General features: G+C 33.8%; 22 protein-coding genes. 11 read left to right on the top strand and 11 right to left on the bottom strand.

Annotated elements, in window-relative coordinates:
• Positions 1-132: 132 nt before the first annotated feature.
• From ACX6U0_RS10635 to ACX6U0_RS10625, 3 genes are all read right to left on the bottom strand, one after another.
• Positions 133-1,197, bottom strand: a complete 1,065-nt coding sequence (locus tag ACX6U0_RS10635) for a M24 family metallopeptidase (protein ID WP_464959912.1) — start codon at positions 1,195-1,197, stop codon at positions 133-135.
• Entirely contained in the window at positions 1,184-1,642 is a 459-nt protein-coding gene (gene aroQ / locus ACX6U0_RS10630) for a type II 3-dehydroquinate dehydratase (RefSeq protein WP_464959911.1), read from the bottom strand. Before aroQ ends, ACX6U0_RS10635 begins: the two co-directional genes overlap by 14 nt.
• 87 nt (positions 1,643-1,729) lie before the next feature.
• On the bottom strand, positions 1,730-2,305 hold the full coding sequence (locus ACX6U0_RS10625; protein WP_464959910.1) for a YqhR family membrane protein: 576 nt from the start codon (positions 2,303-2,305) through the stop codon (positions 1,730-1,732).
• Between the two features lie 219 nt (positions 2,306-2,524).
• Between ACX6U0_RS10625 and ACX6U0_RS10620 the strand changes: the two genes are divergently transcribed.
• Both ACX6U0_RS10620 and ACX6U0_RS10615 read left to right on the top strand, forming a co-directional pair.
• Positions 2,525-3,454, top strand: a complete 930-nt coding sequence (locus tag ACX6U0_RS10620) for a DUF1385 domain-containing protein (protein ID WP_464959909.1) — start codon at positions 2,525-2,527, stop codon at positions 3,452-3,454.
• A gap of 114 nt (positions 3,455-3,568) precedes the next feature.
• A complete protein-coding gene (locus ACX6U0_RS10615) occupies positions 3,569-3,964 on the top strand; it encodes an SA1362 family protein (protein WP_464959908.1) in 396 nt (131 codons plus the stop codon).
• A 10-nt stretch (positions 3,965-3,974) separates the two neighbouring features.
• On the opposite strand, the gene mntR is transcribed toward ACX6U0_RS10615, so the two are convergent.
• The 3 genes from mntR to ACX6U0_RS10600 all read right to left on the bottom strand — a co-directional run bounded on the left by mntR (position 3,975) and on the right by ACX6U0_RS10600 (position 7,103).
• Entirely contained in the window at positions 3,975-4,409 is a 435-nt protein-coding gene (gene mntR / locus ACX6U0_RS10610) for a transcriptional regulator MntR (RefSeq protein WP_464959907.1), read from the bottom strand.
• A 647-nt stretch (positions 4,410-5,056) separates the two neighbouring features.
• Positions 5,057-6,082, bottom strand: coding sequence for a spore photoproduct lyase (splB, locus tag ACX6U0_RS10605; protein WP_464959906.1), 1,026 nt, complete (start codon positions 6,080-6,082; stop codon positions 5,057-5,059).
• Between the two features lie 187 nt (positions 6,083-6,269).
• Positions 6,270-7,103: a lipoate--protein ligase family protein gene (locus tag ACX6U0_RS10600; protein WP_464959905.1), complete on the bottom strand. Its 834-nt coding sequence runs from the start codon at positions 7,101-7,103 to the stop codon at positions 6,270-6,272.
• 175 nt (positions 7,104-7,278) lie between these two features.
• Between ACX6U0_RS10600 and ACX6U0_RS10595 the strand changes: the two genes are divergently transcribed.
• Positions 7,279-7,602, top strand: coding sequence for a rhodanese-like domain-containing protein (locus ACX6U0_RS10595; protein ID WP_464959972.1), 324 nt, complete (start codon positions 7,279-7,281; stop codon positions 7,600-7,602).
• 116 nt (positions 7,603-7,718) lie between these two features.
• Here the strand turns inward: ACX6U0_RS10595 and ACX6U0_RS10590 are convergent, their stop codons facing one another.
• From ACX6U0_RS10590 to ACX6U0_RS10580, 3 genes are all read right to left on the bottom strand, one after another.
• Entirely contained in the window at positions 7,719-8,363 is a 645-nt protein-coding gene (locus ACX6U0_RS10590) for a peptidylprolyl isomerase (protein WP_464959904.1), read from the bottom strand.
• 157 nt (positions 8,364-8,520) lie between these two features.
• Positions 8,521-10,755 (bottom strand): MMPL family transporter, encoded by a 2,235-nt coding sequence (locus tag ACX6U0_RS10585; protein WP_464959903.1) that lies wholly within the window; start codon positions 10,753-10,755, stop codon positions 8,521-8,523.
• 141 nt (positions 10,756-10,896) lie between these two features.
• Complete coding sequence (locus ACX6U0_RS10580; protein ID WP_464959902.1) at positions 10,897-11,316, bottom strand: divergent PAP2 family protein; 420 nt, start codon at positions 11,314-11,316, stop codon at positions 10,897-10,899.
• 394 nt (positions 11,317-11,710) lie between these two features.
• Here ACX6U0_RS10580 and ACX6U0_RS10575 point away from each other — a divergent pair, with 394 nt between their 5' ends.
• The 8 genes from ACX6U0_RS10575 to ACX6U0_RS10540 all read left to right on the top strand — a co-directional run bounded on the left by ACX6U0_RS10575 (position 11,711) and on the right by ACX6U0_RS10540 (position 18,066).
• Positions 11,711-11,854: a YezD family protein gene (locus tag ACX6U0_RS10575; protein WP_235821382.1), complete on the top strand. Its 144-nt coding sequence runs from the start codon at positions 11,711-11,713 to the stop codon at positions 11,852-11,854.
• Positions 11,855-12,060: 206 nt separating this feature from the next.
• Entirely contained in the window at positions 12,061-12,762 is a 702-nt protein-coding gene (locus ACX6U0_RS10570; protein WP_464959901.1) for a phosphoadenylyl-sulfate reductase, read from the top strand.
• Positions 12,763-12,846: 84 nt separating this feature from the next.
• Positions 12,847-13,998 (top strand): sulfate adenylyltransferase, encoded by a 1,152-nt coding sequence (gene sat, locus ACX6U0_RS10565; RefSeq protein ID WP_464959900.1) that lies wholly within the window; start codon positions 12,847-12,849, stop codon positions 13,996-13,998.
• A gap of 12 nt (positions 13,999-14,010) precedes the next feature.
• A complete protein-coding gene (gene cysC, locus ACX6U0_RS10560; RefSeq protein ID WP_464959899.1) occupies positions 14,011-14,607 on the top strand; it encodes an adenylyl-sulfate kinase in 597 nt (198 codons plus the stop codon).
• A 12-nt stretch (positions 14,608-14,619) separates the two neighbouring features.
• Complete coding sequence (locus ACX6U0_RS10555) at positions 14,620-16,242, top strand: nitrite/sulfite reductase (protein WP_464959898.1); 1,623 nt, start codon at positions 14,620-14,622, stop codon at positions 16,240-16,242.
• Between the two features lie 16 nt (positions 16,243-16,258).
• Positions 16,259-16,477, top strand: a complete 219-nt coding sequence (locus ACX6U0_RS10550; RefSeq protein WP_464959897.1) for a DUF3906 family protein — start codon at positions 16,259-16,261, stop codon at positions 16,475-16,477.
• Between the two features lie 16 nt (positions 16,478-16,493).
• Positions 16,494-17,279 (top strand): uroporphyrinogen-III C-methyltransferase, encoded by a 786-nt coding sequence (gene cobA / locus ACX6U0_RS10545; protein WP_464959896.1) that lies wholly within the window; start codon positions 16,494-16,496, stop codon positions 17,277-17,279.
• Between the two features lie 34 nt (positions 17,280-17,313).
• Positions 17,314-18,066 (top strand): sirohydrochlorin chelatase, encoded by a 753-nt coding sequence (locus tag ACX6U0_RS10540; protein ID WP_464959895.1) that lies wholly within the window; start codon positions 17,314-17,316, stop codon positions 18,064-18,066.
• Positions 18,067-18,118: 52 nt separating this feature from the next.
• Here ACX6U0_RS10540 and ACX6U0_RS10535 read toward each other — a convergent pair whose 3' ends face one another.
• Together ACX6U0_RS10535 and ACX6U0_RS10530 are read right to left on the bottom strand one after the other, a co-directional pair.
• Positions 18,119-19,321, bottom strand: a complete 1,203-nt coding sequence (locus ACX6U0_RS10535; RefSeq protein ID WP_464959894.1) for an aminotransferase — start codon at positions 19,319-19,321, stop codon at positions 18,119-18,121.
• The gene (locus ACX6U0_RS10530) at positions 19,318-19,818 is read right to left on the bottom strand and encodes an Lrp/AsnC family transcriptional regulator (protein WP_464959893.1); all 501 of its coding nucleotides are present in this window, start codon (positions 19,816-19,818) and stop codon (positions 19,318-19,320) included. Before ACX6U0_RS10530 ends, ACX6U0_RS10535 begins: the two co-directional genes overlap by 4 nt.
• Between the last annotated feature and the right edge of the window lie 41 nt (positions 19,819-19,859).

Raw genomic sequence — 19,859 nt, 5'->3', positions numbered from 1 at the left:
GAACCATTTCGCTTACCTTTAATTAAGATCTAGTTACAGCGCCATGAAACCTAAGTCCATGCGCCTCCACATTTCTATATGATAATGTATATTACTTCGTTTGTGTAGTTCTTTTTCGATTATCGTGAAAACTTATAGAATGATTAAGTTTTTAGGTGATGACATTAAGTTTTCGTTACCACCATTTTTAACGATTAAATCATCTTCTATACGAACTCCACCAAGATTTGGAATATAAATTCCCGGCTCACAAGTAACAATCATATTTGGCTCAAGTACTAAATCAGAACGGAATGATAATCCAGGACCTTCATGTACTTCAAGACCAATTCCATGACCAGTTGAGTGTCCGTAGAATTCGCCATAACCTTTTTCAGTAATATAATCACGTGTTAAAGCATCAGCTTCTTTACCTGTGATTCCAGCTTTGATTCCATTTACACCACGTAATTGAGCTTCTAACACGATGTCATAGATTTTCTTTAATTCTGCATCTGGCTCGCCTACTGAAACTGTTCTTGTCATATCAGAAACATATCCTTTGTAGTATGCACCAAAATCAAGTGTTACAAAATCACCTGTTTCAATTATTTTACTAGAAGCAACACCATGCGGTAATGCCGAACGCGCACCTGAAGCAACAATAATATCAAATGAAGATGATGTCGCTCCTAATTTACGCATATAAAATTCTAGCTCATTAGATACTTCTAATTCTGTTACGCCTGGGCGGATAAAACCTAAAATATGATCAAAAGCAGATTCAGCAATTTTTGTTGCTTCCTTAATAATTGAAATTTCAGCATCTGTTTTGATTAAACGTAAGTTTTCAATAATTCCATTTACAGGTACAAGTTCTGCACTTGCTACTACTTTACGGTATGTACCATATTCTGAAAAAGTCATGTGATCTTGTTCAAATCCAACTTTTGTTACACCATTTTTTTCAATTTGAGATGCAACTTCGCTTGAAATTAGACCTTCGTGTTTAACGATTTCAAATCCTTCACATTGACTAGTTGCTTGCTCAATATAACGGAAATCAGTAATAAATAATGCCTTATCTTTTGTAATAAGTGCCACACCTGATGATCCTGTAAAATTTGTTAAATAACGACGGTTGTATGTACTAGTAACTAAAAGTGCGTCTAATCCTTTTTCTACAAGAGCTTCTCTTAATTTTTTAATTTTTTCCATGTTCTCTCTCTCCCTTACAAATCTGTTGTAATGCAAGTAAAGCTAAGTCATATCCATACACACCTAATCCAACAATTTGCCCGACTGTAACAGCAGCTAAAACTGATGTGTGACGGAACTCTTCTCTTTTATGTATATTTGATATGTGTACTTCAATGGTTGGAACTGTAATACTTGCGATTGCATCGCGAATTGCATAACTATAATGTGTAAATGCACCTGGATTAAAAATAATGCCATCATAAACATTGTTTGCTGCGTGTAGACGATCAATAATCTGACCTTCGTGATTAGACTGGAAACAATCAATCATGTCATTACACTCACTAGCCAGACCAGATAAATGGTTCTCTATATCCTTTAGTGTTGTTGAACCGTAGATTGAAACCTCTCTCTGGCCGAGCATATTTAAATTAGGTCCATTTAATAATAAAAACTTAGCCAATTTTCTAGTCTCCACCTATCATTTCAGCATATTTGCTCCAATTTAACATAATATGGAACACCCATCCTTATTTTATCATAGGCCAGACTATTTTGAATAGCCACGCAAATAGGGTTCTTCTTCTTGAGATGCAAAAGAAACCGAATATGAAATAAAGGTACCGTATAAAATGAATAAACAAATGCTAGTTACCATCGTGTCAGATGAATATTCTTTAATTGGTTTTAAATCAAACGCAATTTTTCCTAATACAAGGAAAATAATGACCCACCATAATAGTCCGTAGAATACTCCTGGCAATACACCTGTAAATTTTCTTCCAATAAAGAAAAAGATGAAGGCAATGACAATTGAAATAATGCCAATACAAAATATAGAAATTAATAACTCAATATAAAAATTCGCCCATTTACCAAGAGGAATTTTTTCAATGACAAATGTAGGACCAATTTGTGTAAAATCAAAAAAACTAAGTACAAATGATACTGTTGACCAAAAAATGCCACCAAAAAATCCAATACTTGCAATCTTATTAAAATTCATTGCACCTTTTGCAAAATCAGGACTTTGTCCTTGATCCTTTACATTGCCTTGTTGTTTACCTTGCCCTTTAAGTTTTTGTTTTTCATTTTCACTTTGTGCTTGTTGATTATCTTTATCCATATATCATGACCCTTTCCATACATTGCTAATTATCTTATTGTAGTATGTCCAAGTCATAATCTTTCATGTGAACAGCTTGTTTGTGAGAATATTAAAAATATTACAACTTCATTTTAGTAATTCCCATTACTTATACTTGCACCAATATTGTGATTCCATTTACAATAGATTCAAATAGAAATATTAATGTAGTAAAAAATGAATTTAGGTTGGTGCAACATGAAAGAGAAAGAAAGAGCAGTTTATGGGGGGCAGGCAATCGTAGAAGGTGTCATGTTCGGTGGTAAAAAACACACCGTTTCAGCAATTCGAAGAAATGATCACTCAATTCAATATTTTGAAGAACCAATTCAAACGAATCCTACGATGCAAAAACTAAAGAGAGTTCCATTCGTACGAGGAGTTGTGGCCATCATTCAGGCTAGTATAAATGGATCAAAGCATTTAAACTTTTCAACCGAACGATATGGAATCGATCCAATCGATGATGAACAAGTTGCTTTAGAACGTGAGAATCAAAAAAGTACGATTGCTACATACATTGGATTATCTTTGTTAGCAGTTTTATCATTTTTAGTAGGGAAAGTAATCTTTACCTTAGTTCCAGTTCTGTTAGCTGCTACACTTAGACCATTTTTCGAAACAGATATTCAGCAAGTAATAGTTGAAAGTATTATAAAATTACTTTTTTTATTAACTTATATTTATGTAGTTTCTTTAACTCCTTTTATAAAAAGAGTTTTCCAATATCATGGTGCAGAGCATAAAGTAATTAATGCTTTTGAAAATAATGTACCATTAACTGTCGAAGGTGTTAGATCTCAGTCCAGATTACATTACCGATGTGGTAGTAGTTTCATTTTATTTACTGTTATTGTAGGGATGTTCATATATTTCCTTGTTCCTACAAGTCCGCTATGGTTAAGAATCGTAGACAGACTTTTATTAATACCAGTCGTCTTAGGTATTTCGTTCGAGGTTTTACAATTAACAAATAAAGTTCGTCATCTTCCAGTGTTAAAGTGGGTTGGCTACCCAGGATTATGGCTACAATTATTAACAACAAAAGAGCCTTCAGATGACCAAATTGAGGTTTCAATCGCTTCATTTAATCGACTTTTGGAGATAGAAAAAAATACCAAAATATAATTGACAGAATTTTATAAAAAATATCAACTTATTGAATAAAATGTAATAAACTATAAGTAACCTATTTTTTTACAAAACAATCTAAAAATAATTCTTAACATAGGAGGTGCTTAAGTGAATCAAAAAGTGTACACATCAATATTTTACGGAATGATAGCATTAGCACTTTTTGGCTTAATTGCTGAATTGATAAATGATCCAGCAAAATTATTACAAAGGATTTTATTTATTGGATTAATTCTACTTGTTCTTTATTTTATTTATAGAGTATTTACATCATCTAGTAGTCAAAGAAGCCAACATGACTCCTATCGAAAAGCTGCTAAACAGACTGTAAAAAAATATAATACGCAAAAAACTAGTTCAGTAAAAAAATCGTTTAATAAATCAAAGCCCACTTCAAGGAAAAGTACCTCCAGTCCTTTGCTAAGAAAACGAAGTAAAGATTCTAGTCACCTGACCGTAATCGAAGGTGAAAAGGGTAAAAAGAAAGACCGTGCTTCTTATTGAGCACGGTCTTTTATTCATTGTTAGATTGTTCTTCATTCGATTTTTGGATGACCTTTAATGCTTCCATCCGACTCTTATCTTCCTCAAAAAACTGAACTAAGTCACCAATTCGATCAATTGCTTCCCAGCTCATATGATGTTCCATACCTTCAACATCTTGATAAATTAAATTTTCGTCAAGGCCGATAATTCGTAAAAATTGCTCAAGTAATACATGACGATATACAAGCCTTTTCCCCATTTTCTTACCCTTTTGAGTTAGAATAAGCCCTCTATACTTTTCATAAATTAAATATTCGTCTTTATCAAGCTTTTGTACCATTTTCGTAACTGACGATGGATGTACTGATAAAGCATCTGCAATATCAGACACGCGAGCATACCCTTTATCTTCAATTAAAAGGTAAATTTGTTCAATATAATCTTCCATACTAGGTGTGGGCATGTTTTTCCTCCAGTTAAGTATTACTAATTAAATAATCCGTTACAAATAAACATCAAATAAAATGATACAACACATAATACAAAAGTGCAATTAACTCGAACTTTTCAATCTTTACATATATATCATACTGTCATAAAAAAGAAGTGTACCAAAATTAGTAACGTGTTCACCTTTGGGAGAGAAAAGTAGAAATTAAATTACCTAATGACAGACCAACTAACAAAAAAATGGTCTTTCTTTTTTATTGTCAAATCAAGGTTTTCGTTAAATAAGAACTAAAAAAGCTCTGTTAATATTAATTGTTGTTTTTAGCAAATGCCTATAGAGTATGAAAAGAGAAACGTAAGTTAGAGAGTGATTGGAATGGAAGGTACGAAGACTCCTATGGGAGATGCGGGAAACTTGAGACCCCGCAGGCTTGCCGAGGAGGCTCATGTCACGCCCCATGGAAAGCGAAGTACCTGGAATGGAAATCAACAGTCTTCTTTAACAGAGCCAAATATAAAAAAGAGAAGTGACTGTTAAATCAATTCTCTATCAATGTTATTTATAGTGTTAATTTGTTGCGAATACCTAGCAATTTATACCGTGAAAAATTGGTCTCTCTCCTAGAAGAGAACCCGTTACAAAATTAGTACACTTTTTATTTATGTAAAATACTGTATCTCTCCGTTTGGAAAGTAATATTTAATATAAGCAGATATCGTTTCTTCTATAGAAGCAGCTTGATCGGTTTGATAAACGTATTTCCCTATTCCATATTTGCCCCACTTATATTTTCTTTTCTCTTCATCCATCTCTAATTTTGTATTTGGATATCGTTCAAGGATGACCTTTTTTGCAGGCTTTGTGAAACGATGTTGAATTAGTTCAAATGTCATTTTTTGATTCGCCAAGTCTCCAAGAGCCTCTTTTAGCCTAATAAATAATTCCTCATAGCCCTCTTCCCAATCTTCATGCATATAAATTGGCGCGACAATAAATCCAAAAGGATATCCTGCATTTGCAACTTTTTTCGCAGCTTCAATCCTTTCGTCAAACGAGCCCGTCCCTGGCTCGAAATTTTTAATTACATACCTTGAATTAATACTAAATCTAAACGTTGTTTTCCCGTTATGTTTAGCATCCAATAAATGATCTACATGTGGGAATTTTGTTACGAAACGTAAGCGACCATATTCGGTTTCCCCAATAAACTCAATTGTTTTTTTTAATGAATGGGTCAAATAATCAATGCCTACTATATCAGAAGTACACGCAGCCTCGAATCTTGTGATTTCCGGCTTTCTTTCGTCCATATATTTCTTAGCTTGATCAAAGATATCCTCTAAATTAACATATACTCTAATATATGGCTTGGATCCTAATGTTGTTTGCAAGTAACAATAATGACAATGTCCCATACATCCAGTAGCTAAAGGGATAGCATATTCCGCAGAAGGCTTTGATGTTTCGAATTTCAATGTTTTACGTAAACCAATTACTAAAGTTGATTTTGCAATCCGATATTTCTCGGCATCTGTCTCACCGGGTAAATTTCGAATTTGATTATGTGAAGTTGTTTCCCTTATTTCCAAACCCATTTTCTCAAACTTCTCTTTTAATTCTTTCCCTAAAGGATATTCTAGCGCTTGTGGCTCAAAATAAACGAGCCTCGGTATAAATGGTTTCATATCTGATGATTCCTTTCTACATCTATCTATTGATAGTATGAACGTTACAAAAAAAACAAACGGTCCAAGTATTGGGAATATAGGTAAAGAAAGGAGACGGTTTAAAAATGAAGGATTATTGCAATTCGAAAACTACCTATTTTATAAAAAAAAGAAAGCTTGACCAGCTTTCTTTCCAACACATTCATTATTTTCGAAGATTCCATTCTTCAGTACAATATTTCGATTCGACTAATGCTTGTACTTCTTTTTCTTGGGCCTCGGTTAATTCATAAGGAACTAATTCAATTTCTAAACCAATTTCAAAGCCTTCTTTAAATGCAATGTACAATTCATCCATTGATTTTGGTGAATCGCTTTCTGCATTAATCCATGTAGCGCGTTCTAAGAATCTTTTCTTCATTCTGTTTCTTACTTCATCTGATGAAAAAATGTAAAGGTCATACAGCATCGTTACATCAATATTTAATGGGATTGAACCGTGCTGTAAAATAGAACCTTTTTGTCTTGTTTGTGCACTTCCAGCAATCTTTTTATCATTAACAACAACTTCATACCAAGATGGCGCGTCAAAGCAAACTGCACTAGCAGGTTTTTTTAATTCGTCTTTTTCTGCCGCCGTTTTTGGCACAGAGAAAGAAGCATCTAAACCTAATAACTTAAAGCCTTCTAATAACCCCATTGAAATGACTTTATAAGCTTCTGTTACTGAAGCTGGCATAGTTGGGTAGTTTTCAGGAACAATTACACTATACGTTAACTCTTCATGATGAAGTACACTTCTACCACCTGTTTGTCTTCTAACAAAATCACCGTTATACTTTTTTAATTGTTCTAAACTGATTTCTTGATTTTTTTGGAAATATCCAATTGTTACTGTTGGATGTTCCCACTCATAAAAACGTAAAGTTGGTAAAAATCCTTCTTCACTTTGCCATTTAATTAGACATTCGTCTAGTGCCATATTATAACTACCTGATTTTTTTCCACTATTAATAAAATACCACTTTGTCTTTGACATGTTGAAATCTCCTCATACATTACTGAAATTTTTTCTTTTTTTATTAAGAAATCTTGCACAATCTTATTAGAGAATTATAATAAGATATGTAGGTAATTGAAAGGTGTTGAATAAATTGAATAGTTGGTTATTGTTAATTTGGATTGTCCTAGGTATCATTGTATACACAACAGTCATGTATTTCTACCAAAAACGCTTAATTAAAACATTAAACGAGGAAGAATTCCGCTCTGGTATTCGTAAAGCTCAATTAATTGACTTACGAGATCAAGAGGATTTTAAAAACGGACATATTTTAGGTGCACGTAATATTCCTTTTGCTCAATTAAAAATGCGTTCAAAGGAAATTCGTAAAGATCAACCAGTTTATCTGTATGATCAAATGGGTGTTCGTCCTGGACAAGCTGCACGTATTTTACGTAAACAAGGCGTAACAAACCTGTTCCAATTAAAAGGTGGATTTAAGGTTTGGTCTGGTAAAATAAAAAAAGGCTTATAATTTATTTAAATAAATTATAACGAACTACTACTAATTAAGTAGTAGTTTTATTCATTTAAAAATGTTTAGAAAAAATCCCTCATATCTTCACTGAGGGATTCCATTTTCATTTCAACTTACTCTTTATTCGTTTTAGGCTTAGGATACTTAACACCCATTGTATCTACTTTAATAGATTCAATGATGATCGGCGTTTTTGGTTGCTCTTCAGGTGTCGTTTCACTGACTTCAACTTTCTTAACGATATCCATTCCTTTAGTCACTTTACCAAATGAAGCATATGCGCCATCAAGCTGCGAAGAATCATTCGTCATGATAAAAAATTGGCTACCAGCACTATTGGGATCATCCGTTCGCGCCATTGATAATACGCCTGCAGTATGTAATAAGTTATTTTCAAATCCATTAGAAGAAAACTCTCCATTAATTGTATAACCAGGTCCGCCTGCTCCAGTACCTTCTGGATCTCCACCTTGAATAACAAAGTCTTTCACAATTCTATGTATCTTTAATCCGTCATAAAATCCTTTATTTGAAAGCGAGATAAAATTATAAACGGTATTTGGTGCGATATGTGGATAAAGCTCCGCTTCAATTACTCCGTAGTCCTTTATTGTAATAGTTGCGACTGGTAATTTTGCTGGTTTCTTTGGTTTTTCAACTTGTGAAGATTTTTGATCATCATTTCCACAAGCAGTTAAAATAGTAAATAATAAGACAAAGCAGCAAATCAGAACTGCTTTCATTGATTTTTTAAACATGTAGTTTCTCCCTTCTATTTGCTAGTATCATTTTACCAAACCATTAGGCTCTTTTACTAATCCTTCTATCATTTATGCTCTAATTTATTTTACACTAATAATTACTTAAATAAAAAAACTGCTAAACCTTTCTTTGTTTAGCAGTTTCTTGATTGTTTTATCCTACTTTTTCTTTTGGTTCTTCAACTTTATTTTTCGCAAATGGGAACCACCAATTCCACTTTCCAAATAATTGCATTAAGCTCGGGACGAGTACTAACCGAACGATTGTAGCATCTAAAAATATTGCAATGGCGATTCCGATCCCCATTTGTTTAACCGGAACCATATCTGTAAATGCAAATGCTCCTGTAATAACAATCATGATTGAAGCAGCAGATGTGATAATTCGACTTGTTGACACTAAACCTTCTCTAGTCGAATAAGTATTATCGCCCGTTTCTTCATATAGCTCTTGCATCCTAGACATCAAGAACACTTCATAATCCATACTCAGGCCAAATACTAAGCCGAAGACGAATACTGGTAAAATCAACATAATATCAGATTGCGGTAAACCAAAGTTCCCACCTTGGAATAACCACGTAATAATTCCAAATGTTGCACTTAATGAAAGGACATTCATGATAATCGCTTTAATCGGAATAATAATCGACCTAAATGCGATCATTAAAATAATAAAAGTACTCACCATGATGACAATTAATCCATAACGAATATTATCAGTAATTTCATCAAATAACTCTTGTTCAAACTTAACCTGCCCACCATTCGTCATTTGAAATCCTTCAATTTCACCTTTGTATTTCTTTTCAATATCTCTTACCCATTGCTTCCCTTTTTCAGACTTCGGTCCGGAGTTTAGAAAAACTTGTATGAAGGTTTTATCATTTTGGATATAAGCATGGACAGCTGGCTGAAGCTTTGTAGCATTAGGTGATTTTAATGCCGGTAAAAGTTGAGAAGCATTCATATTAACTGCGTTGAACACACTTCTTACTCTTAAAACTTGAGGATCATTTTCAAATTCCTTTTGAACCTTTTCTAATGATGTCAAATTATCATTCGTTAAAATCTGTTTATCCGAATCTAATACGACGACAACTGTCCCGTGGTTTAATGCATCAGGAAGAAATTCCTTTTGATACTTTTCATAATTGATTCTAGAGGATTCATGTTTTGGAAGTGCATCAATCGTAGGGATGTTTAAATGGACATCTCGAATTGGAATGACAAATATCCCTAAAATGATTAATGAAGTAAGTGCCATTATGATTGGTCTCTTCATTACAAACTGTGCAAATCTTCTCCAAATCGCTTGTTGCTGATCTTGACTACGATTCGCAATCCACTTTAATGTACCTTTATTGATATTTCTACCTAGAGCAGAAAGTACTGCAGGTAATAAGGTTAATGATAAAAATAAACTAACTAAAACGACTACAGCACCACTAATTGCAACACTTCTAAATAAATCAATATTAATGAAATACAGTGCAGATAGACCAATAAACACGCAAATACCCGAAAAGATTATTGCTCTTCCCGCAGTTGCAAAAGTTATGCTGATTGCTTCTTTAACTGAAGCATTGTGCTCTGAAAGCTCAGTTTTGTATCGACTGACAAATAACAGAGCAAAATCAATCGATAAAGCCAATCCGATCATCGGTGCTACATTTAAGACAAATATAGATAAATCAACATACTTTCCGATATATGCTAAAATACCAAAAGTCGTAAAAATACTAATTAAACCTATTAAAATAGGGATTGCAGAAGCAACAAGACTACCAAACGCAAAGAATAAAACAATAAATGCTATCGGAACACCAATCATTTCCGCTTTTTTCAAATCTTCTTGACTCGTTTTATTCATCACATCACTAATAATCGTAAATCCAGTTGTACCAACCTTCACAGTTTCGTTGGTGTATGATTCAATTTTTTTGGCAAAATGATTATTCCGTTCAACTAATTTATCATAATCTTTTTCATCAAATAGCAGCGATAAATAAGCAATATTCTCTTTTTTCATCGTAGGATCAACCACTGGATTCATGAATTGCTTAATATTTTTTTCTTTTTCAATCACTTTAACAATTCTCTCAATTTCGTCCTGAAACTCTTTAGCCGTAGCACCCTTTTTTCTTTCAAGTAGAATAATAAGAGAGTCAGGAGATTGTTCAAAATCCTGTTCTAAAATATTTTTAGCTTTTTCATAATCACCAGGTGTTCGAAATCCATCACCTTCTAAAATGCCAGGTAATTGCTTCGCATAAATACTAAGGAAGATAGATATAACAGCTATTAAACTTATTAATAGAAATCGGAAATGATAAATCCCTCGCCCGACTTTCTTCCAAGCACTATGTTCGCTTACAATACTTTTCATGCTTCCACTCCTTACATACAAATCCTAACATTATCTTATCAAAACTATTCATATAACTCATATTATTTACATTTAATTTTTTAAATTATGAAAATACGCTCAAGAATAAATCACTTGATTTATACTTGAGCGCAAGTTTGATCAGGTCACAATGATGGCAACTATGATTCCGATTAATGCCCCAACCACAACTTCATATGAAGTATGTCCGACCAATTCGTTTAGAGCCTTATAATTTTTTATTCTGCCGTGAAAAAAGTCATTCAGGATTTTCGCGTGCTTACTAACTGCAAGACGCACACCTGAAGCATCGTACATAATAATCGTAGCAAAAATTGCTGCCATCGCGAAATCAACGCTTTCAAAACCCATCGTAATTCCTACACTTAAAGCTAAACCAGTAACAGTTGAAGAATGAGAACTTGGCATACCACCTGATGCAAAAAACTTTGATAAATCAAAATCCTTATGTTTCACTAAATGAATGATGACTTTTGAAAACTGAGCAATAAACCATGCTATTACAGCAGAAATCAATGGCTCGTTATGAAGGATAGTCAAGACGAACCCCCTTAAATTTTATTAAATTACCTACTAATTATTATCTTCTTTCAACAATTGTATATTCATAACCTTTCCGAAAGAACGAAATAAAAATTCATTTTCTCTATTATGAATATTGATGATTATTTGTTTCCAATTTAATGACGAAAAGATTTCGTGGCATATTGTAAAAGGAAAACAATCGATCTTATTATAGAAATGTTTTCATTCCATTTATTATTCATATTTTTGTTCTTTTAAATAAAAACCCTCAATGAAACGCTTACATTTTGGGTATTTCCTCCCCTTTATTTGAAGTTTCAAATTTTATTCAAAAAATGGAATTTTTGAAATTGACAATTCATACAATTCTGATAAACTTAGTTGTAATTAAATTCAGAGGATGATGCTCATGAGCCAAACCAACGACTTAAAACCGTTAATCGAGGTCGTGGAATCGTTACTAAATGGTTTAAAATTTGGAACGATTACTTTAGTCGTTCAAGATGGAAAAATTATTCAAGTAGAAAAACAAGAGAAAATACGATTAAAGTAAATGAGGCTCCTGCTGACTAGAAAAACTAGAGGCAGCTTAAATCTATGTAATCTTTACAACATAGATTTAAGCTGTCTTTTTCTATTTCAAAAAAAATGTTTTTATACATTTTCATATAGAAAGTATTTATATTGTTCATTTCAAAAAAAGATGACAGCGTATTTTGCTCTCTATTTTATTTTCTTTAATTCAATGGAGGAAAACAAATGAGATTTGAAAATTGGAACGAGGAACAACTACCAAACTTTTCTATTGATAATGATACAAAGGGAGCCCTTGATGTACTCCAGTGGGCATATTCTACTTATGGAGATGAATTGATCTACGCCTGTAGCTTTGGCGTGGAGGGAATATTATTAATTGATTTAATCTCAAAAGTAAAACCTGACGCAAAAATTGTATTTTTGGAGACAGGTTTACATTTTAAAGAAACCTACGAATGTATCGACCGGGTCCAAGCTAAGTATCCGTTACTACAGATAGAAAAAAAACTTCCTAGCTTAACACTTGAGGAACAAGCTGAGATACATGGTAATGAACTATGGAAACGAGAACCAAATCAGTGCTGTCAAATTCGAAAAATTATTCCATTACAAGAAGCATTAAAGGATGCTCCTGCTTGGATCTCAGGTCTACGTAGAGAGCAATCAGCATCTCGTCAAAAAACGAACTTTCTCAATCTTGACAATAAGTTTCAGTCTATAAAGGTGTGCCCATTAATCCATTGGCCTTGGAAAGAAGTTTGGAGATATGTTTATTATCAAAACCTTCCTTTCAATCCACTTCATGATATAGGTTATCCAAGCATTGGTTGTGAGGTTTGTACAATACCTGCTTCTAATTCGTCTGATGGACGTTCCGGACGTTGGTCAGGTTCAACTAAAACTGAATGTGGCTTACACGACTAATTCATTCTTTCTCTGCTTGTAATAAATTTTTGACAGTAATATATGAAACTATCACATTAGAAAAGTTTAAGGAGTGTCTAGAATATGAGTTTACCTGCACATGGCGGAACATTAATTAATCGATTCGATTCAACGGTTTTAACAAATGAAATTTCACATGAGATTCCTTTAGATCTCATCGGAATTAGTGACTTAGAGTTAATTGGAAATGGAGCATATAGCCCTTTAACTGGTTTTCTAAGAAAAGATGACTATGAACAAGTTGTTAGTTCAATGAGATTAAAAAATGGGTCTGTATGGAGTATCCCTATTACACTTCCTATTTCGAAGTCTTCTGCAAAACATCTTCAAATAGGAGATGTAGCAAAGCTCATTTGGGAAAATGAAATATATGGAATCATTAAAATTGAAGATATTTATACGCCTAATAAATTAGTCGAAGCACAATTCGTTTACGGAACGACTGATCATGAGCATCCTGGTGTAGCTAAATTGTATTCTCGCGGTGATGTTTATATCGGAGGCGAAGTTACCGTTACTAAACACTTGAATAGAAACGATTTCTCCGAACATTATTTAACACCTATTGAAACTAGGGAAAAATTTGCATCGTTAAACTGGCAAAAGATTGTTGGCTTCCAAACTCGAAATCCTGTTCATAGAGCACATGAATATATTCAAAAGAGCGCATTAGAAATCGTTGATGGACTTTTTTTGAATCCATTAGTTGGAGAAACAAAAGCAGATGACATTCCTGCAGATGTGAGAATGAAAAGCTATAAGGTTTTACTAGAAAACTATTATCCAGCTAATCGTGTTTTCTTAGCAGTTTTCCCTGCAGCTATGCGCTACGCTGGACCACGTGAGGCAATTTTCCACGCAATCGTCAGAAAAAATTATGGTTGCACTCATTTTATTGTAGGACGTGATCATGCAGGTGTTGGAAATTATTACGGAACTTATGATGCCCAAAAAATCTTCCAACGTTTTTCAGAGGAGGATTTAGGGATCAATCTCCTATTTTTTGAAAACAGTTTTTACTGTTCAAAATGTGAAAATATGGGTTCAACAAAAACTTGTCCTCATAGTAGCGAGCATCATATTACCCTTTCTGGAACGAAAGTACGAGAAATGTTAAAAAACGGTGAAATTCCTCCTACTGCCTTTAGCCGAAAAGAAGTAGTTGAAGTTTTAATTGAAGGAATACGTGAAGCAGCATCCATTTCAGTTGAATAGGAGAATAACGACATGTCTAAAAATATTGTTTGGCATCAAGCAAGTATCACAAAACAAGATCGCCGTCAAAAAAATAATCATCATAGCTGTATCCTATGGTTTACCGGTTTATCAGCATCTGGAAAGTCTACGATTGCCAATGAAATCGCAAAAGCTTTGTTTCATCAAAACGTACAGCAATATGTATTAGATGGTGATAATATACGCCACGGACTAAATTATGATCTTGGTTTTACAGATCATGATCGCACTGAAAATATCCGTCGCATTGGAGAAGTAGCTAAGTTGTTTGTCGATAATGGCCAAATTGTTCTGACTGCCTTTATCTCCCCATTCCAATCGGATCGCAATCTAGTTCGAACGACTGTTGAACAAGACGAGTTTATTGAAGTTTATGTTGAGTGCTCAGTAGAAACTTGTGAAAACAGAGATCCAAAGGGGCTGTATAAAAAAGCCAAGAATGGTGAAATTCAAAACTTCACTGGTATAAGCTCCCCTTACGAGGCACCAAAACGTCCGGAAATCACTTTAAATACAGACTCACTTACAATCGAACAATGTGTTGAAACAGTACTTCACTATTTAAAAGTTCAAAATTTTATCAAATAAGGAGATGTGTTAATGAGTACTGAAAAACTATGGAAAGACAACCCAAAGTTAAACGAAACTGAAAAAAAGAAGCTAGTAAAAGACGGATTAAAAATTTATGATGACATTCCTTATTATGCTAAGAATGGTTTTGAATCAATTCCAAAAGATCAATGGGATTTATTTAAGTGGGCAGGATGTTACCTACAAAAACCAAAAGAAGCTGGTTACTTTATGATGCGTGTCAATGTTCCATCTGGGATATTAACGCATGATCAACTAGTCGTATTAGCTGAAATTGCTCGTGATTATGGTCGTGATGTTTATGATATTACAACCCGTCAAGCGATTCAGTTTCACTGGTTAACAATTGAACAAATTCCAGATATTTTATCCCGTCTGGAAAAGGTTAATCTATCAAGTGCAGGTGCTTGTGGAGATATTACACGTAATATTGTTGGTAATCCATTGGCTGGTATTGATCCGAATGAATTATTCGATACAACACCAATTGTAAAAGAAATATATGAATTCTTCCAATTTAACGAAGATTTTTCGAATCTTCCAAGAAAATATAAAATGTCAATTAGTACAAATACAAGTAATGCTTCTAACGCTGAAATTAACTGTATCTCTTTTGTTCCTGCAACTAAAGAAATCGATGGTGTGAAAACATCTGGATTCCATTTAAAGGTTGGCGGCGGATTATCTGCTGCACCTCATTTAGCTCAAACTCTTGATGTATTTGTTTTACCTCATCAAGTAAAAGAAGTTGCGATTGCAGTTACTACGATCTTTAGAGATTTTGGTTACCGCGAAAAGCGTCATCACTCCCGATTAAAGTTTTTAGTAGCAGATTGGGGAGTAGAAAAGTTTAAAGATATACTAGAAGAATATACTGGTCAATTACTAACAAAAGGAACCGGTTTTGATGAGTCCTGGAATGCTGGTTATTTTTATGGTGTCCATCCACAAAAGCAAGAAGGATTAAACTACGTCGGTTTAAGTATTCCAGTTGGAAGATTACACTCTGAGGAAGTTTTGGAGTTAGCTAGAATTGTAAAAAAATACGGAAATGGAGAAATCAGAAACTGTAATTCACAAAATTTAATTTTGCCAAATATCCCAACTGCAAATATTAATGAATTACTAGAAGAACCTTTGCTAAAAAAATTCACTCCGATTCCGCCAAAGTTTATTGGTTATTCTGTAGCGTGTACAGGAAATGAATATTGCAACCTAGCATTAGTTGAAACAAAAGCTCGTATGAAAGATACTGCTTCTTACTTAGATGAAAAAGTTTCACTTGATGTGCCCGTTCGAATTCATATGGTAGGTTGCCCGAACTCATGTGGGCAAAGAGCAATCGCTGATATTGGGTTACAAGGTATTAAAGCTCGAAACGACAAAAAAGAATTAGTTGAAGCATTTGAGATCTATGTAGGTGGAACTTTAGCAAATGGTGGAAAATTAAACGAAAAATTAAAAGGAAAAGTGGAATCCCCTTCCCTTCATCTTGTTTTAGAAAAGTTCTTACAGCACTTTCAAGAGCATAAGTTACCTTCTGAACCTTACTTAGATTATGTAGCTAGAGTTGGTATTGAAGAACTACAAAATCATTTAACTACTATTCTTGAAACAGTGAAAGCATCATAAAGAAAGTCGGTGGCCTATGTTTTTATATCGATTTGAGGCGCAAATAGAAAATCGTACTGTCCCTGTTGTTATTCTAGCGAATGATGATGAAAAAGCGTTTAAGCTCGTTGATACAGAGCTTGAGAAATTTTATGTAAAAAAACCAATCGTTAAAGATTTACTAATGTATGAAAAAAAGAGAGTAAGTCAGAGTGGTGGTTTCGTCTTAGATATTGAAGTATTAAGTAAACGATGATGATGAGGTGTATGGAATGGTTGGAAAAGTTTATTTAGTTGGCGCTGGACCAGGTGATGTTGATCTAATTACTGTAAAAGGTCTAAAATGCATTCAAACCGCTGATGTCATTTTATATGACCGATTAGTGAATAAAGAACTGCTAGAATATGCAAAAGAATCAGTAGAATGTATCTACGCAGGTAAACTGCCAAACTACCATGCATTAAAACAAGAAACAATTAACGCATTTTTAGTAAAGTATGCTAAAAAAGGCAAAACTGTCGTACGTTTAAAAGGTGGAGATCCTTTTATTTTTGGGCGTGGTGGCGAAGAAGCCGCTTATCTCGTTGAACGTGGAGTTCCATTCGAAATCGTTCCAGGCATTACTTCTGGTATAGCAGCACCCGCTTATGCAGGGATTCCAGTGACACATCGAGATTACAGTAGCTCTTTTGCATTTGTAACAGGGCATTGTAAGGAAGATGATACTGTTAAATGGGAAGCTTTAGCAAATGGAATTGACACGCTTGCGATTTATATGGGTGTTAGCAATTTACCATATATTCGTCATCAGCTTATATCAAATGGAAAACATCAGGATACCCCGGTTGCTATCATCCACTATGGTACGACAGAACAACAGAAAACTGTGACATGCACTTTAAAAGACATACTTTCAGTTGTTGAAAAGGAAAAAATAAGTAACCCTAGTATGATTGTTGTAGGAGAAGTTGTAAATTTACATCATCAACTAAAATGGTTCGAATCAAAACAGGATTCAATTGTACAATCAAATCAAAAGAGTTACTCTACTATTTAGTATTTAGTACATCATATATATAAGGAGTGATAGAATGGAAGCTATTTTATATATTTGTCACGGTAGCCGCGTACAATCTGCTGTCCATTCTGCCATAAACTTTGTAAAAAAAGTGCAAAAACAAATTGATTGTCCAATACAAGAAATTAGTTTTATAGAATTAGTAGAACCCTCTATACATGAGGGATTACATAATTGTATTCAACGGGGAGCAACTTCAATCACAGTCCTCCCTGTTCTACTTTTATCAGCCAATCATGCAAAAATTGATATTCCGGAAGATATCGCCACTTTTCAAAAACGATTTCCTACAGTTGACATCTCGATTGGCAATCCAATCGGTGTTCATCAAAATATGATTGAATTGGTGGAGAAACGCATTTATGAAAAAACGAAACATGTAAAACCTGATTCTAAAATTTTATTAGTTGGCCGTGGGAGCAGCGACATACTTACACAAAATGATTTTTTAAACATTGCTAAATTACTTGAAATCAAAATAAAAAGAACAGTAATCCCTACCTATATGGCAGTATCGAAGCCTTCTATCCATGACGTTTGGGCACGGCTACTAACTGAAAAAAATTGTCCGATCATCGTTGTACCTTATTTATTCTTTTCGGGTACATTGATGAATGAACTGGAAGAGAAAATTAGCAGTCTACCAAAAACACATAGGCATAATTGGATTCTATGTGAAACGCTAGGATATGATTATTTGATTGCTTCTATTTTTCAAGAAAGATTACTCGAAACTAAATCAAATCATCCTTTCTTCCATATATAAAAAAAGCTCTTGTCTATTCCATATGGAACACAAGAGCTTTTTTAGCATGATACTATTTACTTTCAATTTTCGTTAAATTAACTGGTTGAAACGTCGGGACAGTTTGTAAAAAACGCCCAATTCTTTTTGTTGCTTCAATTAACTGTTCTAATGATGTAGCATACGAACAACGGATAAATCCTTCTCCACAATCCCCAAAAACATTTCCCGGGACAACCGCAACTCTTTCTTTTAAGAGTAATTGCTCTGCAAATTCTTCAGACGTTAATCCTGTATTTTGTATTGATGGGAAAACATAAAATGCTCCTCCAGGCAAATGGCATGATAAACCAAGTTCTTGAAGCGATGATACAAGAAAATTTCTTCGTTGCATATAACTTCTTCTCATTGCTTCTACATCATGTTCACCATTACGAAGTGCTTCAACCGCAGCATGTTGTGACATAGTAGGTGCACACATAATTGCATATTGATGGACCTTTAACATATGAGAAATTATATCTGAAGGTGCCGCAACAATTCCTAAACGCCAGCCAGTCATTGCAAACGTTTTAGAGAAACCAGATATTAAAATTGTATGTTCTCTCATACCATCTATTTTAGCAAAACTAGTGTATTCGCCATCGTAAACAAGTTCTGCATAAATTTCATCAGAAATGACAATCAAATTATGTTTTTTAACAAATACAGCTAAATCTTCAAGTAATTCCTTTTCAAGTAATGTACCAGTAGGATTATTAGGATTACATAGTAAAATTGCTTTTGTCTTTGATGTTATTTTTTTCTTTAAAGCTTGAAGATTGATTTTAAATTCTTCTTCTCCTGTTGTTGCTAAATGAACAGGTACACCACCTGCTAATGAAACTAGTGGTGCATACGAAACGAAACAAGGATCAATAACGATCACTTCATCACCTGGATTTAAAATCGTTCGTAACGCAATATCAATCCCTTGGCTTGCACCAACAGTGATGATTAACTCTTCATTTGGATTATAATGCACATCAAATTTCTTAGAAAAATAGCGACTTACCTCATCACGCAATTCAAATAAACCAGCATTTGAAGTATAAGCTGTATGCCCTGTTTCTAACGAATAGATACTTGCCTCACGTACATTCCAAGGCGTGACAAAATCAGGTTCCCCTACTCCTAATGAAATGACATTATCCATACTAGCTGCTAAATCAAAAAATTTACGAATCCCAGAAGGTTGAAGTGTTGTGACTATATTCGATAATGTAAATTTACTCATGGCGTGATCACCATACGCTTATCATTTTGTTTGTGTCCATATACAATACTGTCATGTTTATATCGTTTTAGGATAAAGTGCGTTGTAGTGGATAAAATTGATTCTAAGGTTGATAGTTTTTGAGATACAAATGAAGCAATTGAAGTCATTGTTTTTCCTTCAACAACAACTGACAAGTCATATGTACCTGACATTAAATAAACTGATTTTACTTCAGGATATAAATATATTTTTTCAGCAATTTCATCAAAGCCTACCCCTCTTTTTGGAGCTACTTTTACATCGATCATTGCCGTAATGCTTTCTTGAACAGGAACTTTACCCCAGTCTATCAGAGTAATATACTGTAAAATTACTCGGTCGTTTTCAAACTTTTTAAGAATCTCAACGACTTCTTCCTCTGACACTTGAATCATCTTTGCTAATACGTCATTACTTAATCGACCATTTTGTTCAATACTCTGCAGTAATTGAATTTCTTTTTCTGTCATTTTCATAAGCTCCTTATGCATTCCATTAAAACATGGAATTTCTGCTG

Source organism: Gottfriedia sp. ABJ_BB2_2 (assembly GCF_055484705.1).
The sequence above is the reverse complement of the archived record's forward strand: the minus strand, read 5'-3'. Positions and strand labels throughout refer to the sequence as shown.

Bases quoted from the DNA above. Each gene is read 5' to 3' on its own strand.
- ACX6U0_RS10555 (WP_464959898.1), top strand. From the start codon at position 14,620: ATGAGTACTGAAAAACTATGGAAAGACAACCCAAAGTTAAACGAAACT.
- ACX6U0_RS10535 (WP_464959894.1), bottom strand. From the start codon at position 19,321: ATGAGTAAATTTACATTATCGAATATAGTCACAACACTTCAACCTTCT.
- ACX6U0_RS10620 (WP_464959909.1), top strand. From the start codon at position 2,525: ATGAAAGAGAAAGAAAGAGCAGTTTATGGGGGGCAGGCAATCGTAGAA.
- sat (WP_464959900.1), top strand. From the start codon at position 12,847: ATGAGTTTACCTGCACATGGCGGAACATTAATTAATCGATTCGATTCA.
- ACX6U0_RS10635 (WP_464959912.1), bottom strand. From the start codon at position 1,197: ATGGAAAAAATTAAAAAATTAAGAGAAGCTCTTGTAGAAAAAGGATTA.
- ACX6U0_RS10530 (WP_464959893.1), bottom strand. From the start codon at position 19,818: ATGAAAATGACAGAAAAAGAAATTCAATTACTGCAGAGTATTGAACAA.
- ACX6U0_RS10585 (WP_464959903.1), bottom strand. From the start codon at position 10,755: ATGAAAAGTATTGTAAGCGAACATAGTGCTTGGAAGAAAGTCGGGCGA.
- mntR (WP_464959907.1), bottom strand. From the start codon at position 4,409: ATGCCCACACCTAGTATGGAAGATTATATTGAACAAATTTACCTTTTA.
- ACX6U0_RS10550 (WP_464959897.1), top strand. From the start codon at position 16,259: ATGTTTTTATATCGATTTGAGGCGCAAATAGAAAATCGTACTGTCCCT.
- ACX6U0_RS10540 (WP_464959895.1), top strand. From the start codon at position 17,314: ATGGAAGCTATTTTATATATTTGTCACGGTAGCCGCGTACAATCTGCT.
- ACX6U0_RS10575 (WP_235821382.1), top strand. From the start codon at position 11,711: ATGAGCCAAACCAACGACTTAAAACCGTTAATCGAGGTCGTGGAATCG.
- ACX6U0_RS10600 (WP_464959905.1), bottom strand. From the start codon at position 7,103: ATGTCAAAGACAAAGTGGTATTTTATTAATAGTGGAAAAAAATCAGGT.
- ACX6U0_RS10595 (WP_464959972.1), top strand. From the start codon at position 7,279: ATGTATTTCTACCAAAAACGCTTAATTAAAACATTAAACGAGGAAGAA.
- splB (WP_464959906.1), bottom strand. From the start codon at position 6,082: ATGAAACCATTTATACCGAGGCTCGTTTATTTTGAGCCACAAGCGCTA.
- cobA (WP_464959896.1), top strand. From the start codon at position 16,494: ATGGTTGGAAAAGTTTATTTAGTTGGCGCTGGACCAGGTGATGTTGAT.
- ACX6U0_RS10590 (WP_464959904.1), bottom strand. From the start codon at position 8,363: ATGTTTAAAAAATCAATGAAAGCAGTTCTGATTTGCTGCTTTGTCTTA.
- ACX6U0_RS10625 (WP_464959910.1), bottom strand. From the start codon at position 2,305: ATGGATAAAGATAATCAACAAGCACAAAGTGAAAATGAAAAACAAAAA.
- cysC (WP_464959899.1), top strand. From the start codon at position 14,011: ATGTCTAAAAATATTGTTTGGCATCAAGCAAGTATCACAAAACAAGAT.
- ACX6U0_RS10570 (WP_464959901.1), top strand. From the start codon at position 12,061: ATGAGATTTGAAAATTGGAACGAGGAACAACTACCAAACTTTTCTATT.